This window comes from Chromobacterium sp. IIBBL 290-4, assembly GCF_024207115.1.
Taxonomy (GTDB): domain Bacteria; phylum Pseudomonadota; class Gammaproteobacteria; order Burkholderiales; family Chromobacteriaceae; genus Chromobacterium.
Map to the genome: position 1 here is coordinate 1,109,665 of NZ_CP100128.1, position 15,405 is coordinate 1,125,069.

At 61.5% G+C, this 15,405-nt stretch carries 12 protein-coding genes; 5 read left to right on the plus strand and 7 right to left on the minus strand.

What is annotated here, in order from left to right; translation table 11 throughout:
* The first annotated feature begins 181 nt into the window (after nucleotides 1-181).
* Both NKT35_RS05200 and NKT35_RS05205 read left to right on the plus strand, forming a co-directional pair.
* Entirely contained in the window at nucleotides 182-568 is a 387-nt protein-coding gene (locus NKT35_RS05200) for a hypothetical protein (RefSeq protein WP_254299484.1), read from the plus strand.
* 383 nt (nucleotides 569-951) lie between these two features.
* Complete coding sequence (locus NKT35_RS05205; protein ID WP_254299485.1) at nucleotides 952-1,254, plus strand: hypothetical protein; 303 nt, start codon at nucleotides 952-954, stop codon at nucleotides 1,252-1,254.
* A gap of 145 nt (nucleotides 1,255-1,399) precedes the next feature.
* On the opposite strand, the gene NKT35_RS05210 is transcribed toward NKT35_RS05205, so the two are convergent.
* From NKT35_RS05210 to NKT35_RS05225, 4 genes are all read right to left on the minus strand, one after another.
* Complete coding sequence (locus NKT35_RS05210) at nucleotides 1,400-1,780, minus strand: diacylglycerol kinase (protein WP_371926491.1); 381 nt, start codon at nucleotides 1,778-1,780, stop codon at nucleotides 1,400-1,402.
* Between the two features lie 82 nt (nucleotides 1,781-1,862).
* Nucleotides 1,863-2,807 carry a glutathione synthase gene (gshB, locus tag NKT35_RS05215; RefSeq protein WP_254301348.1) on the minus strand — a complete coding sequence of 315 codons (945 nt, stop codon included), beginning with the start codon at nucleotides 2,805-2,807 and terminating at the stop codon, nucleotides 1,863-1,865.
* Nucleotides 2,808-2,822: 15 nt separating this feature from the next.
* A complete protein-coding gene (gene gshA, locus NKT35_RS05220; RefSeq protein ID WP_254299487.1) occupies nucleotides 2,823-4,109 on the minus strand; it encodes a glutamate--cysteine ligase in 1,287 nt (428 codons plus the stop codon).
* Between the two features lie 247 nt (nucleotides 4,110-4,356).
* Entirely contained in the window at nucleotides 4,357-5,301 is a 945-nt protein-coding gene (locus NKT35_RS05225) for a carbohydrate kinase family protein (protein WP_254299488.1), read from the minus strand.
* A 120-nt stretch (nucleotides 5,302-5,421) separates the two neighbouring features.
* Between NKT35_RS05225 and NKT35_RS05230 the strand changes: the two genes are divergently transcribed.
* On the plus strand, nucleotides 5,422-5,901 hold the full coding sequence (locus NKT35_RS05230; protein ID WP_254299489.1) for a TlpA family protein disulfide reductase: 480 nt from the start codon (nucleotides 5,422-5,424) through the stop codon (nucleotides 5,899-5,901).
* A gap of 310 nt (nucleotides 5,902-6,211) precedes the next feature.
* On the opposite strand, the gene NKT35_RS05235 is transcribed toward NKT35_RS05230, so the two are convergent.
* The 3 genes from NKT35_RS05235 to secA all read right to left on the minus strand — a co-directional run bounded on the left by NKT35_RS05235 (nucleotide 6,212) and on the right by secA (nucleotide 10,892).
* Entirely contained in the window at nucleotides 6,212-6,772 is a 561-nt protein-coding gene (locus tag NKT35_RS05235; RefSeq protein ID WP_254299490.1) for a DUF2087 domain-containing protein, read from the minus strand.
* Nucleotides 6,773-7,096: 324 nt separating this feature from the next.
* Entirely contained in the window at nucleotides 7,097-8,062 is a 966-nt protein-coding gene (locus NKT35_RS05240) for an IS1595 family transposase (protein WP_254293992.1), read from the minus strand.
* A 118-nt stretch (nucleotides 8,063-8,180) separates the two neighbouring features.
* Nucleotides 8,181-10,892, minus strand: coding sequence for a preprotein translocase subunit SecA (secA, locus tag NKT35_RS05245; protein ID WP_254299491.1), 2,712 nt, complete (start codon nucleotides 10,890-10,892; stop codon nucleotides 8,181-8,183).
* Between the two features lie 268 nt (nucleotides 10,893-11,160).
* On the opposite strand from secA, the gene NKT35_RS05250 reads away from it, so the two are divergent.
* The gene (locus NKT35_RS05250) at nucleotides 11,161-13,212 is read left to right on the plus strand and encodes an alkaline phosphatase D family protein (RefSeq protein ID WP_254299493.1); all 2,052 of its coding nucleotides are present in this window, start codon (nucleotides 11,161-11,163) and stop codon (nucleotides 13,210-13,212) included.
* 440 nt (nucleotides 13,213-13,652) lie between these two features.
* Entirely contained in the window at nucleotides 13,653-15,395 is a 1,743-nt protein-coding gene (locus NKT35_RS05255; RefSeq protein ID WP_254299495.1) for an ABC transporter permease, read from the plus strand.
* The last annotated feature ends 10 nt before the right edge of the window (nucleotides 15,396-15,405 follow it).

Sequence of the window (15,405 nt, forward strand, 5' to 3'; positions counted from 1 at the left end):
CTTGCAAGCCCCCACGCCGACAGCATGATCAAGCCATTGATTTTATTGCGTTAAGACAAGCCGCCTGCGCTATCATCGCAAGGCATTCGCCGCCGGGCATGATCGGCGGCCCCGCCGCCCCAGCATGCCGGACGCGCAGCCCTGTCCGGCCGGCGGCGTTTTGTTTTTGAGATCGTCGCGCATGAAAATCAACAGCCACTTCCTGTTTACCGGAGCCGCCATCCTGACGTTGCTCAGTCTGGCCGATCAGCAATACCTGATCCTCCCCATCGCCTTCCTGATCGCCTTCATCGGCCTGTCCGCCGCCGACAGAGAGCAAATCGCCGACATGGCCTCGCACACCACCGCCATGCTGATTCCCGCCAGCCAGCGCCCGCTGCTGCCGCTGGACGCCTTCCGCGGCCAGGGGCTGATGTTCTACCGCGCCGGCAGCCCGGTCTACCGCACGCTGATCGCGCGCGACGCCTGCTGGCAATTTCTGGGCGAACAAGGCGAAGTGGCCGAGGAGCCTGGCTGCATCCGCGTCTATCCGGGCTACATTTACCGCAAAGACAATCAATCGCACTAATTAACTTATAAAACCAAGCAACCAACCACATATCAAAAAAACAACATATCAATGCCAATTAATTGACATAAAATATCAATAATTATACTTTAAAAATGCCATTGGCATTGAGCGGACAAAATGAACGGTTCAACACCTCAAAACCTGCGTTCGATATTCAAATCGATACACATATATGGTTATTGGATCTTTCTTTTCCTCCTCCTCCTGTTCACATGGCAAGGCGTAGAGCTGAATCTGCGGAAGATACTGTCAACGTTCCTTCTAAGCTTTTTTCTGGGTTCTCTCTATGCTCTTTTCCACTGCTGGAGCCAGCGATTCAGCGCGATAAGCGACAAAGTTCGATTGCAAAGACAATCTCGAAACAATAAGGAGTGATTGACATGCGCCAAATGACGTTCAGTGAAATTAGCCTTGCGAGTGGAGGAGCAAACCTGCCCGGTGAATGTTCGAAAGGCACCCTGGTTGGCGCCGTTGCGGGAGGCGCCGTATCAGGAGCGCTAGGCGGCGCTGCGGCAGGAATCGCTGGCGGTCCTTTGACTGCCGGATTAGGGGCACTTGGAGGTGCGGTTTTGGGCGGCGCCATTGGCGGCTTTGGCGCAGCAGTCGGGTGCGCAGCAGCCATCAACGAACAGCATGGCGGCGGCAGCAGTTTCTCTTCCAGACTGAAAAACAATGCCATGTAATCGAAGCTATCCAAGCCGGAAAGCCAGTGGCGCATCCCTACGCGGAAATACTCTGCGTTTGGGGCTATAGCCCGGACTCGCCCCTGGAATGAACAAGGCCCTGTCCATCGACAGGGCCTTGTGGTCTCGATGGAAGCTGATTAGCTCAACCAAACAACACGATGCCCCACACCGAGGCCAGATTGATCAGGCCCAACAGTTGCGCCGCGCTGCCCATATCCTTGGCGCGCTTGGCCAAGGGATGGCGCTCCAGCGAGGTATGGTCCACCGCTGCCTCGATGGCGGAATTGAGCAGCTCGATAATCAGCGTGGCCAGGCTGCTGGCCACCAGCAGCGCGCGCGCCAACGGCGTCGTATGCACGATGAAAGCCAGCGGAATCAGCACCACCGCCAGCAATACCAGCTGGCGGAAGGCGTCCTCATGGCGGAACGCCGCCTTCAAACCATCCAGCGAATAGCCGAAGGCGTTGATCAAGCGAGTCAGCCCGGTCTTGCCCTTGTATGGGCTTTCTTCCATATTTCCCATCATCGCTCCATAAGCCGGCCGACAAGGACGACTGCGCAAAAGACCGGCATGGTAGCGCACCGCAAGCGCTCAGGCCAGGCGCTCAATGCTGGCAGTGCCGCTCCAGCGCGTCGATGTACAGGCCCGCGACATTGATGTCGGTCTGGTCCATGATCTCGCGGAAGCAGGTCGGGCTGGTGACATTGACCTCGGTGAGGTAATTGCCGATCACATCCAGCCCCGCCAGCAGAATGCCGCGCTTCTTCAGCTCCGGCCCCACCGTCTCGGCGATCTCGCGGTCGCGCGCGCTCAAGGGCCGCGCCTCGCCGCGGCCGCCGGCCGCCAGGTTGCCGCGCGTCTCGCCCGCCGCCGGGATGCGCGCCAGGCAGTAATCGACCGGCACGCCGTCTATCACCAGGATGCGCTTGTCGCCGTCGCGGATTTCCGGAATATAGCGTTGCGCCATCACCGTGCGCTTGCCGCGCAGAGTGATGGTTTCGATGATCACCGACAAATTGGGATCATCCGGCTTCACCCGGAAAATGCTGTCGCCGCCCATGCTGTCCAGCGGTTTGAAGATCACGTCCAGATGCTGTTTGACGAAGGCGCGCAGGCGGTGCGCTTCGCCGGTGATCAGCGTCGGCGCGGTCAGCTCCGGGAAGTTCAGAATGGCCAGCTTTTCGTTGAAATCGCGCAAGGCCTGGCCGCTGGTGAACACTTTGACGCCCTGCGCCTCGGCCAGCGTGAACAGCTGCGAGGCGTAGAGGTATTCCATGTCGAAGGGCGGATCCTTGCGCATCACCACCGCGCTGAACGACGTCAGCGGCAGCTGCTGCTTCTGCCCCAGGCGATACCACTGAGGGCGCTCGTCGGTGACCGCCAGGTCATAGGCGTCCACCAGCAGGCGGCCGCCCTCCACCGACAGCTGATGCGCCTCGGCGAAGCTGACGGCGTGGCCGCGGCGATGCGCCTCCTCCATCATCGCGAAGGTGGTGTCTTTGTAAATCTTGAAATGTTCCAGCGGGTCGGCAATGAACAGGATGCGCATCATCAGGCTCCAGGGTTATTCGGCGTCCGGATCGGTGGCTTCCAGCTCCAGCGAAGCCGCCAGCAGCGCCAGGCGCGAGATCACGCCATAAGCGTAGAAACGGTTGGGCGCGCAGTCCGGCAAGCCTTTGCGGTCCGGCAGACATGGGGTTTCGAACGACAGCGGCACAAAGTGCATGCCCGGCGCGTTGAGGTTTTCATCGATGCCGCGGCCGGTATGCACGCGATAGAAGCCGCCGATGACATAGCGGTCCATCATGTAGACCACCGGCTCGGCCACCGCCTCGTTGACCGTTTCGAAGGTGTATACGCCTTCTTGCACGATCACCTCGGACACTTCCAGGCCTTCCTTGACCACAGACATCTTGTTGCGCGCCTTGCGGTTGAGGCCGATGACTTCGTCCGGGCTCTTCACGCTCATCACGCCCATGCCGTAGGTGCCGGCGTCCGCCTTGACGATGACGAAGGGGTCGTTGTCGATGCCGTATTCGCGATACTTGCGGCGGATCTTGTCCAGCATCTGCGACACCGTCTCTGCCAATTGCTCTTCGCCGGTGCGGGCATGGAAGTCCAGGCCATTGCAGCTGGCGAAATAAGGATTGATGGTCCACGGATCGATGGAGATCAGCCGCGCGAAGTCGTCGCACACCTTGTTGTAGGCTTCGAAGTGATGCGTCTTGCGGCGCACGGCCCAGCCGGCGTGCAGCGGCGGCAACAGCTGCTGCTCCAGATTCTGGAGGATATCCGGAATGCCGCCGGACAAATCATTGTTGAGCAGCACCACGCAAGGGTTGAAACCATCGGCCAGCACCAGGCGGTTGCCGCGGCGCTCCAGTGGTTCCAGCGTCAGCTTGTCCCCATTGGCGGCGGCGAGTTCGGTTGGCTCGGTGATTTCCGGGTTCAGCGAACCCAGACGCACTTTCAGGCCGGCCTGTTCGAAGATGTGCACCAGCGTGGCCACATTTTGCAGGTAGAAGGTGTTGCGGGTATGGTTTTCCGGAATCAGCAGGATGCTGCGCGCTTCCGGGCAGACCTTGTCCACCGCGCTTTGCGCCGCTTGCACCGCCAGCGGCAGGAATTCCGGGTTCAGATTGTTATGGCCGCCGGGAAACAGATTCATGTCCACCGGCGCGAGCTTGAAGCCGCTGTTGCGCAGATCCACCGAACCGTAAAACGGCGTGGCGTGGGCGTGCCATTGGCTGCGGAACCAGTGCTCGATCTGCGGCTGGGCGGCCAGGATGCGGCTTTCCAGTTCATAGAGCGGCGCGGTGAGAGCGGTGGCCAGATGCGGGACGGGTGACATGGATTCCCCTAGAGGCTTACAGTGAATTGGTTAATGGTGGGGGTGGCGGCTGGCATATTCAAGAGCCGAACCAAGCGAAAACCGCCTGCCGATGCGAGTTCGGCAGCAAAACGCCCTGCGTCCGCGAAATCCCGATGCCGCTATCCCGCCCCGATTCCCACGCGATCCGGACTCTCATCATAGCGAGCGCTTTTGACAAACAAAAAGCGCCGCGAAAAGCGGCGCTTTGAAATGGATGAGCGATGGCTTACAGCGGCCACTCCTCGCCATAGGCTTGCAGATAGATGTCCTTCAGCGAATCCCAGTCGAAGTAATGGTTCTGGCAGCCATGCGAAGTCACCTTGATGGCGCCGATCACATTGGCCAGACGGCCGGTCACTTTCCAGTCAACGCCGCGGCTGATGCCCCACAGCAGGCCGGCACGGAAGGCGTCGCCGCAACCCATCGGGTCTACCGGCTTGATGGGCATCTGCACGCGCGGAATCAGGTGGATGGTGTCGTCGACATAGATTTCCGCGCCCTTGGAGCCGCGGGTGACGATCAGCGCCTTCACTTTCTTGCGCAGGTCGTCCACGGTCAGGCCGGCGCGTTCGCGCATCAGCTCGCTCTCGTAATCGTTGATCGCCACATAGCTGGCCAGTTCGACGATCTCGTGGATCTCGTCTTTCGACAGCAGCGGCAGCTCCTGGCCCGGATCGAAAATGAACGGGATACCCGCCGCGGCCAACTCGCGCGAATGCTGGATGAAAGCGGTATACCCGCCCGGCGACAGGATGGCCAGGTCGATCGGGTCCTGGATGTCCGACACATGGTTCTCGGTGGCGAAATCCATCGCGCCCGGGTGGAAGGCCATCAGCTGATTGCCGTCCTTGTCGGCAATGCCGAAGCATTGCGGGGTATACTGCTTGCGGATCAGGCGGATGAAGCGGTCATCCACGCCCACCCGTTTCAGGTGCTGGCGATACGGCTCGAAATCCTCGCCGACCACGCCCATCACGATGGGCTTCTCGCCCAGCAAACACAGGCTGTAGGCGATGTTGCCCGCCATGCCGCCGAATTCGCGGCGCATCGTCGGAGCGAGGAAGGTGGTCGAAATCTTGTGCAGCTGATCCGGCAGGATCTGGCTGTCGAATCGGCCATGAAACGAGAACAGGGTATCGTATGCGAGCGCCCCGCAGACGAGGATAGACATGCCCACTCCGCAAAGTAATCAATCGAACATTTTAACATAAAGTTTATTTTTCGCAGCACCTCCGTTTAGCGCAAGTGACGGAAATACAAGACAATTCCAATGACATCACAGGATATGCAGATGAACACCAAACGCTTCCTCGTTTCCTTGCTGCTGGCCGCCCTGCCTTTGGCCTCGCAAGCCGCGCCCACATTGGAGCAAAGCCGCTTCGCCGACCTGTCGGCCAAACCGGTCGCGCTGTCCGCCTACAAGGGCAAAGTGACCGTGCTGAACTTCTGGGCCACCTGGTGCGGCCCCTGCCGCGAAGAAATGCCCATGCTGAACGGCCTGCGCAAAAAACTGGCGCCCAAGGGCGTGGAAGTGGTCGGCGTGGCGCTGGACAGTAAGGAACAGGTGGAGCCCTTCGTCAAGCAGCTGAAGATCGCTTACCCCATCCTGCTGGGCAACGACGATACGCTGGAGCTGATGCGCAGCCTGGGCAACAAGACCGGCGGCCTGCCCTACACGCTGGTGCTGGATCGCAACGGCAAGATCGCGACGACGCTGACCGGCAAGCTGGACGAGAAGAAGCTGGAAGCGGCGGTGAAGCCGTATTTGTAATCCCCCCTCTCCCCCGGCCCCTCTCCCACAAGGGGAGAGGGGAGACGTGCCGCTTACGTTTCAATCACCGAGTCAGCCCGTCGCGTGGGTTGACCCCAGGCCATCCCCATAAACCCAGCCCTAGCAGTCCTAGCCCGGATCAGCCCTCAAGCCCACCCGCGAATCCAGCCCTAGCAGCCCTGTCGCGGGCCAGTCCTCAAGCCCTATCCGCGAATCCCGACGCACCTCCAAGCCACGCAATCCCTCGCTCGCCGACATGGCGAAGCCAACCCGCTATGGCGCCAGCCTCGCGTAAATCTCCGCGCGGCGGCTAGCCCCTCTCCCCTCGCGGGAGAGGGGTTGGGGAGAGGGGGCGGCGCAGACTCACTTGCTCGATCAGCTCCGCCATTTCCTCCGGCGCCTCAGGCTCCAGCAGCCAATAGCGCCGGCAATCGTCGGTGCGGCTTATCCAGCCGCCTTCCACCAGCTCGCGCCGGATCAACACATGATCGCCAAACGCTTCTTGCGCGCGGATGGCCAGGTTGACGGCGGGCTCGTCCCACTCTTCGCCGCGCGGCAAACCGGACCATAAAGCCCATAAGCAGGCGCGCTGCTCGCTGAACTTCTTCGGCCAGCGCATCAGTCGGCCTGCGGCGTCGAAATGGCGCAGCAAGCGCAAGGTCGCGGCGGAAACCGGCTGGGGCTCGGCAGGCGCAGGCCTGTTGTGCTCGGCGCGCAGATGCTGAAAATTCTGGAAACCGGCGGAACGGGCCAGCATATTGAGGATTTGCAGATGGCCGGGGGCCTCGGTCTGCTCCGCCCATTGCTGTTTCAAGGAGCGGGCCAGCGCGGAGATGTCGCTGCTGTAAAAAGGATAAAGCGTGCGAGACATGGTTCGAATCCTGTCTGCGTGCCAAGGTCGGGGGAGACAGCCGCGGTCGCCGTTGCGGCCTGGCACGGAGTTCGAGCCAAGCTTAGAGAGGGTATTGCTGCCAAGACAGGTTTAGCGTGGCGAAATCGCCGGCGACGCCTGGGTGAACTGTTGACCCAAGGCCATGCTATCACCACGTCATGGCCTTGCCAAGCCCATCTCCCGGCATGCCTTCGCGGGCATGGCCAAAAGCCAAGCCGCGCCACGCTGCGGCGCCTTGCAGCTCAACGCCGCGCGCAACGCCCGCGATTCATTCATCGCTCCCGCGCGGCGGCAAAAGAAAGGCTATGTCCCAATAATGTGTTGCAAGGGACGACCCACTGCCTCCTGCAAGCAGTGGCAAGGCTGCATGGTTTGCTGATAGCGCTCCAGCATCCGTCGCCACCCCAGATAGTTTTCAAGGTATTTGGTGGCAACCCCGTGGAATCGAGCCATCCAAAGCTTCAAGCGGCTATGGTAGGCATTCACATGCTGGATATGGAACGCCCCCTCGCGTACCCGCTGTCCCGTCTTGGCATGCACGACTCGATGGGTAATGCCATGCTGCCTGGCAAAGGTCGAGTACACCGCTGCGCCGTCCGAACACAGGATGGCGTCGCTATCCACCAACGGGGCTAAAGCCGCTTCCACATGAGCGCCATTGAGCTTCTTCAACTTGAAGTCCGCTATATGTCCCTCTCGGTCCTGCACCACCATGATGGGAATCTGATCCGGCCCGGTTCCCCGTGTTTGGCTGACGCCACCCCGCTGGCGCGGCGCGCGGGGGAGGCACCGCTGCCCTTTGAATGATTCCAGAATGAAGGTTTCATCTACTTCGACGATGCCTCGGGCTTGCGCCGCCAGATGGTCTGATGCGCGATGCAAGAAGCGATGCCGCCATAGGAAAGCCGTGTTCTTGCTGATGCCGCATGCACGAGCGGCTGCTCGCACGGTCAAGCCATCCTGCAGTGCTTGGGCGTAGCTCAGCCAGCGATCGGCCTTGCGCAATTTGGCTAATGGACTGCCCGACAAGGCATTGCAGGTCCGGTGGCACTGTTTGCAGCGATAACGCCGCAGGCCTCGGCTCCAGCCCCATAACGCCAACTGGTTGGCCTCGGCCTGGCAGTGTGGGCAAGCCGTCAGGTCAGGCAAGGCGTCCTGAATGGCGTCATGGTGAGTGGGATGTTTAAGCGCAGAAGACAGCAAGCTCCTCTGTTTGAGCGTGAGCTGATCCAGTTGGGCAAGAAAACGCTGAAAACTCTGGGCATCCATGGCGCGACTCCCGGTCTGCTACTGTATTCAGCATAGCTCCCAACACGGAATTGGGACATAGCCAAAAGAAAAGCCGACGCAAGCGTCGGCTTTTTTTCGAACAAACTCAATCAGCGCATCAAGCCAGACGGCCGTGGCACTGCTTGTACTTCATGCCGCTGCCGCAGGGGCAGGGATCGTTGCGGTTGACGCGCAGTCCTTGCGAGGCCAGCGCTTCCGGCGACAGCGGATTGTCGCTGTCGTCGCCCAGCGCGGAGCCCGGCTCGGCATGCTGCATTTCGAATTCCGGCAGTTCGTGCTGCTCCACCGCGTCGATATCCTCTTGGCCGCGGATCTGCACCGTCATCAGCACTTGCACCACGCTGCGCTTGATGCGCTCCAGCATGTCGGCGAACAGTTCGAAAGCCTCGCGTTTGTACTCCTGCTTCGGGTTCTTCTGCGCGTAGCCGCGCAGATGGATGCCCTGACGCAGGTGATCCATGGCGGCGAGGTGCTCGCGCCAGTGATTGTCCAGCATCTGCAGCACCAGGCTGCGCTCGAACTGGCGCATCACGCCGTCGCCGGCTTGCTCCACCTTGGCTTGGTACGCCGCGGCGGCCAGTTCGACGATGCGGATGCGCACTTGTTCGATGTCGAGGTTGGGCTCGGCCTTGACCCACTCGGCCACCGGCGCCTCCAGCAGGAAGTCGGACGCCAGCGTCTTTTCCAGACCGGCCAGGTCCCACTGCTCTTCCATCGATTCCGGCGGCAGGTGCAGGTCGATCAGGTCGGAGATCACGCCTTCGCGCATGTTCACCACCACGTCGGACACGTCCTCTTCCACCAGGATTTCATTGCGCTGCTGGTAGATCACCTTGCGCTGGTCGTTGGCGACGTCGTCGTATTCCAGCAATTGCTTGCGGATGTCGAAGTTGCGGCCTTCCACCTTGCGCTGGGCGTTTTCGATGGAGCGGGTCACCCACGGATGCTCAATGGCCTCGCCTTCCGGCATCTTCAGGCGGTCCATGATGGCGGCGACGCGGTCGGAGGCGAAAATGCGCAGCAGCGGATCTTCCAGGCACAGGTAGAAGCGGGAGGAGCCCGGGTCGCCCTGGCGGCCGGAACGGCCGCGCAGCTGGTTGTCGATGCGGCGCGATTCATGGCGCTCGGTGCCGACGATGTGCAGGCCGCCGGCTTCCAGCACCGCGGCGTGCAGTTGTTTCCAATCGGCGCGGATCGCTTCGATCTTGGCCTGCTTGTCGGCGTCGGACAGGCTCTCATCCGTTTCCACCGCCTTGATTTCCGGCGCCGGGTTGCCGCCCAGCACGATGTCTGTGCCGCGGCCGGCCATATTGGTGGCCACGGTGATCATGCCCGGACGGCCGGCTTGCACCACGATGTCCGCTTCGCGGGCATGTTCCTTGGCGTTCAGCACATTGTGCGGCAGCTTGGCTTCGGTCAACAGATGGGACACCAGCTCGGAGTTTTCGATGCTGGTGGTGCCCACCAGCACCGGCTGGCCGCGCTCCTGGCAATCCTGGATATCGGCCAGGATGGCGGCGTACTTTTCCTTGGCGGAGCGGTAGACCTTGTCCTGGGCGTCCCTGCGGATCATCGGCTTGTTGGTCGGGATCACCACGGTTTCCAGATTGTAGATGCTCTGGAATTCGTAGGCTTCGGTGTCGGCGGTGCCGGTCATGCCGGACAGCTTGCCGTACAGGCGGAAGTAATTCTGGAAGGTGATGGAGGCCAGCGTCTGGTTCTCGCGGTTGATCTCCACGCCTTCCTTGGCTTCCACAGCCTGGTGCAGGCCGTCGGACCAGCGGCGGCCGGACATCAAGCGGCCGGTGAATTCGTCGACGATAATCACCTCGCCGTCCTGCACCACGTAATGCTGGTCCTTGTGGAACAGCGCGTGGCCGCGCAGCGCGGCCATCAGGTGGTGCATCAGCGTGATGTTGGTGGCCGAGTACAGGCTGTCGCCGTCCTTCAGCAGGCCCAGCTGGGTGAGGATGTCCTCGCTGTGCTCGTGGCCGGCTTCGGACAACAGCACGGTGTGGGCCTTTTCGTCCACCCAGTAGTCGCCTTCGCCTTCTTCGGTTTCCTGGCGCTTCAGCAGCGGCGGCACCGCGTTCATGCGCTGGTACAGATCGATATTGTCTTCGGCCGGGCCGGAGATGATCAGCGGGGTGCGGGCCTCGTCGATCAGGATGGAGTCCACTTCGTCGACCACGGCGTAAGCGAGCTTGCGCTGCACCTTCTCGCCGACGCTGAACACCATATTGTCGCGCAGGTAGTCGAAGCCGAATTCGTTGTTGGTGCCGTAGGTGATGTCGCAGGCGTAAGCGGCTTGCTTCTCATCGTGCGGCATCTGGCTGAGGTTGGTGCCCACGCTCAGGCCGAGGAAGTTGTACAGCGGCGCCATGATGCTGGCGTCGCGGCTGACCAGGTAGTCGTTGACGGTCACCACATGCACGCCGTCGCCGGACAGCGCGTTCAGGTAAACGGCCAGCGTGGCGACCAGGGTCTTGCCCTCGCCCGTTTTCATTTCGGGAATCTTGCCCTGATGCAGCACCATGCCGCCGATCAGCTGCACGTCGAAGTGGCGCATGCCCATCACGCGGCGCGAGGCCTCGCGGCAGACGGCGAACGCTTCCGGCAACAGGTCGTCCATCGATTCGCCCTTGCTGAGGCGATCGCGGAATTCTTGGGTCTTGGCGGCCAGCGCCTCATCGGACAGAGCCTGCATCGCCGGCTCCAGCGCGTTGATGCTCAGCACCGTTTGGCGATATTGCTTCAGCAGACGGTCGTTGCGGCTGCCGAACACTTTCTTGAGTAGCGAAGAAATCATGTAGTCGAATCCAGAAACCAGCGGGCAGGAACGGTGTCCGCAAAAAATGCTGAAAAGTGTAGCACATTCCCAGCAAAGGTTATGGGGGCATGCATGCCACAGATCAAGGGCAGGCTAACAAAGCTTTGTTGGATTTTGACTACGCCGGCGGCGATAACCATAGAGTAAACGCTCGATTCAATTGACCGACCCATTCATGTTAATTAAATATTCATTGGTAATAATCATTGGTTTTATCACGCAATAGTCAAAAAATCCTGGAGAAACGATGGATAGGCGGCATTTTCTGAAGTGGGGCAGTTTCCTGACGGTTTCTGTCGCGACCGGCGGTTTGAGCGCCTGCGGGGGCGGCGGCGCGGGCGGCATCGCCTCGACCAGCACTGCGGGGCAGTCGCAACTGGAGGCCGGCAAAGTCTTCAATCTGGGCGTGGCGTCGGGCGACCCGCGTCCGGACAGCATCGTCCTGTGGACCCGCGTCGCCGGCGGCGACGGCGCCAATCCGCTGTCGGTCACCGTGCAGCTATCCGACAAGCCGGACTTCTCCAACCTGCTGGTCAACCAGACGCTCAGCGCCGATCCTAGCTGGGACTACACCGTGCGCCACAAGGTCACCGGCCTGAACAGCGCCAGCACTTACTACTATCGCTTCCTCAGCGGCGCAGGCAGCGCCAGCGGCCGCACCAAGACCGCGCCGGCCGCCGGCGCCCCGCTGTCGCAGCTGAAATTCGCCTACATCACCTGCCAGGACTGGAGCGTCAACCACTGGGGCGCTTTCGACGAAATCGCCCAGCTGGATCTGGACTTCGTGATGCATGTCGGCGATTACATCTATGAAACCGTCGGCGCCGGCTTCCAGACCGGCGGCAATGAAACCCGCCATCCGCCGCTGACCTTGCCCAACGGCACCAAGCGCGCCGACGGCGCCATCTACGCCACCACGCTGGCCGACTACCGCTACCTGTACAAGAGCTATCGCGCCGATCCGCGCATCCAGGCGGTGCACGCCAACTTCCCGGTCATTTCGATCTGGGACGACCACGAATTCTCCGACGACTGCTGGCAGGACCGCCAGGTGTACTACCCCGGCGAGGACGACACCCCCAATACGCCGCGCCGCCGCAGCGCCAGCCAGGCCTGGTTCGAATACACGCCGGCCGATGTCCAGCTAGACCTGTCCAACCCCTCATTCCAGAACATCCAGATCTACCGCAGCTTCAGCTTCGGCAATCTGGCCACGCTGGTGATGACCGACCAACGGCTGTACCGCGCCGACCACATCATCTCCGAAGACTCCGTGCCCAATACCGGCCTGGCCAATCTGGGCAGCCGCTATTTCGTGCCCAAGAACGCCCTGGCCACGGTGGAAGCCGCCAAGATCGCGGCCATGAGCGGCGATCTGCAAAATGTTTCCATTCTGGGCGACACCCAGCGCAACTGGTGGCAACAGCAGATGCAAAGCGCCAACACTACCTGGAAGCTGTGGGGCAATGAGGTGTCGCTGCTGCGCATGGGCGTGGACGGCACCATGGCGGTGGCCAGCCTGTTGGCGCAAGGTTTGATCGCCGCCCTGGCGCAACAAGGCAGCAATCTGAGCGCCGCCCAGCAGCAACTGACCGGCACTTTCTACCAGGATCTGAAAGCGGCCGATGTCAGCGGCGCGACGCCGGTGCTGACTTACGCCAATACCCAAGGCCTGTTGTCCGTTCTGACCGGCGGAGCCATCAGCGCGCCGGTATTCAACGCCGCCCTGAAACCGACGCTGGACGCCAGCCTGCCGCCGTCCATGCTGCTGAACCAGTACATACTCAACGCCGACCAGTGGGATGGCTACAACGCCGAGCGCAAGGCGCTGATGGGCTTCCTGAAGAGCAAGCAGATCGGCAATGTGGTGGGCATCACCGGCGACATTCACGCCTTCTTCGCCGGCCCGGTCATGGACGACTTCGACGCCGCCAGCCCGACGCCGGTGATGGTGGATCTGGTGACCGCCGGCATCTCCAGCAATTCCTTCTTCAGCTACTTCAAGAACGTGGTGGACACCGTGCCGGCCTTCGCCAAGGCCGCGCCCTTGATCTACCAGACGGTGAATGGCCAGACGGTCAACACCTTCACCTCCACGCTGCAAACCTTCAACCCCTGGCTGCAATACGCCGATACCGACGCGCAAGGCTATGCGGTGGTGACGCTGACGCCGGGCAAACTCAGCTGCGTCTTCCACAAGGTCGGCAAGCTGGTGAACGGGGTGGCGCCGTCGCCGGCCACCGCCAGCACGCAGACGGTGGAAGTCGTCTCCGGCGCGCCGGCGGTCAACGTGCTGTAAGCCAAACGCCCGCGCGCATTCATCGGGATGGGCGCGGGCGGTTTCCCCGAAAACGGGATTGCGCGCAACGTCCATTGCGGGCCAAGACTCAACCAGTCTCGTTGCGACATTTAATTCCAAGAATAAACCGATATTCCGCAGCAAACGCCAATGGTTCCGATTTCATTCCCAATAGTACATTTCGTCACAAAATACCCTTGTTTCCACTGCGTTTTTAATAATCGTTTTATGCCTTCTCTGGTAGCATCCATCCCCTAAATCGGGGCTCTGCGCCTATGCGCCGGCCTCCAGTTTTAAGCCGCTCGACGCCTCGCGCAGATAGCCTTTATCGTCTACGCGTCGACCCCGCTGCGGCAGCCTCGGCCTTCCGCGCCATTGTTGTCATAATACAAGCGGGCCCACCCCAGCCCGCATAATCGAATAGAACACGGAGAGGCCCGATGAACACCGCCGTCCGCCACTTCATGCCCGCCACCGCCCGGCGGCTGATACCCAACCGCTGGGACATGATCGCGTTTCCGCTGATACTCGGCTTTTTGCTGATGGCCACCACCGGCATCCGCGACACCTGGGCGCCCATCACCGCGCTGCAAACCGCGCCGATCACGCTGGACCCCGGCAATCTGCCCGAATACGCCTTGCGCACCACGCTGCGCATGCTGGCCGCCATGATTGCCGCGCTGGTTTTCACGCTGATTTACGGCACGCTGGCGGCCAAGAGCCGCCGCGCCGGCCTGCTGCTGGTGCCGATACTGGACATCCTGCAATCGGTGCCGGTGCTGGGCTACATCTCCTTCACCGTCACCTTCTTCCTGGCGCTGTTTCCCGGCCGGGTGCTGGGCGCGGAATGCGCGGCCATCTTCGCCATCTTCACCAGCCAGGCCTGGAACATGACCTTCAGCTTCTACCAAAGCCTGCGCACCGTGCCGCGCGACTTGCAGGAAGTGTCGGTCAACCTCAGGCTCAGCGGCTGGCAAAAGTTCTGGAAGCTGGAAGTGCCCTACGCCATGCCCGGCATGATCTGGAACATGATGATGAGCATGTCCGGCGGCTGGTTCTTCGTGGTGGCGTCGGAAGCCATCACCGTCGGCGACAAGACCGTCACCCTGCCCGGCGTGGGCTCCTATCTGGCGCTGGCGATCCAGGACAAGAATCTGGCCGCGGTCGGCTGGGTGATCCTGACCATGTCCATCGTCATCCTGATCTACGATCAATTCCTGTTCCGCCCGCTGGTGGCCTGGGCCGACAAGTTCCGCCTGGAAGACACCATGAGCCAGGCCGCGCCGGAATCGTGGGTGCTGAATTTGATCCAGCGCACCCGCTTCATCCAGCAGCTGCTCAAGCCTTTCGGCAAGCTGCTGAAAAAAACCGCCCGCCTGAAACTCAATTATTTCAGCCTGCCCAAGGGCATACACTCCGAAGAGCACACGCCGATGTCGCGCGGCATCGACGTGCTGTGGTGGGCGCTGGTGACGCTGATCGCCATCGCCGCCGCCAGCAAGCTGGTGCACTTCATCGCCACCGAGGTCGGCGTGTGGGAAGTATTGCGCGTGTTAGGCCTGGGCCTGATCACGCTGGTGCGCGTCAGCCTGTTGATCGCCGTCGCCTCGGTGATCTGGGTGCCGCTGGGCGTGCTGATCGGCCTGCGCCCGGCGCTGGCTGAAAAAGTGCAGCCGCTGGCGCAGTTCCTGGCCGCCTTTCCGGCCAATCTGCTGTTTCCGGTATTCGTGATCTTCATCGTCCACTACAAATTGAACCCGGACATCTGGCTGTCGCCGCTGATCGTCTTGGGCACGCAGTGGTACATCCTGTTCAACGTCATCGCCGGCGCCACCGCCTTCCCCAACGACTTCAAGGAAGCCGCCGCCAACTTCCGCATCCGCGGCTGGCAATGGTGGCGCAAGGTGATGCTGCCGGGCATCTTCCCCTACTACGTCACCGGCGCCATCACGGCATCGGGCGGCGCCTGGAACGCCAGCATCGTCTCCGAGTTCGTCTCCTGGGGCAATGACAAGCTGGCCGCCCACGGCCTGGGCGCCTACATCGCCCAAACCACCGCCGCCGGCGACTATCCCAAGATCCTGCTCGGCATCGCCGTGATGTCGCTGTTCGTCGTCCTGTTCAACCGCTTGCTGTGGCGCCCGATGTACGCCATCGCCGAAAACAAACTCCGTCTCAACTAAGGGGGCACCA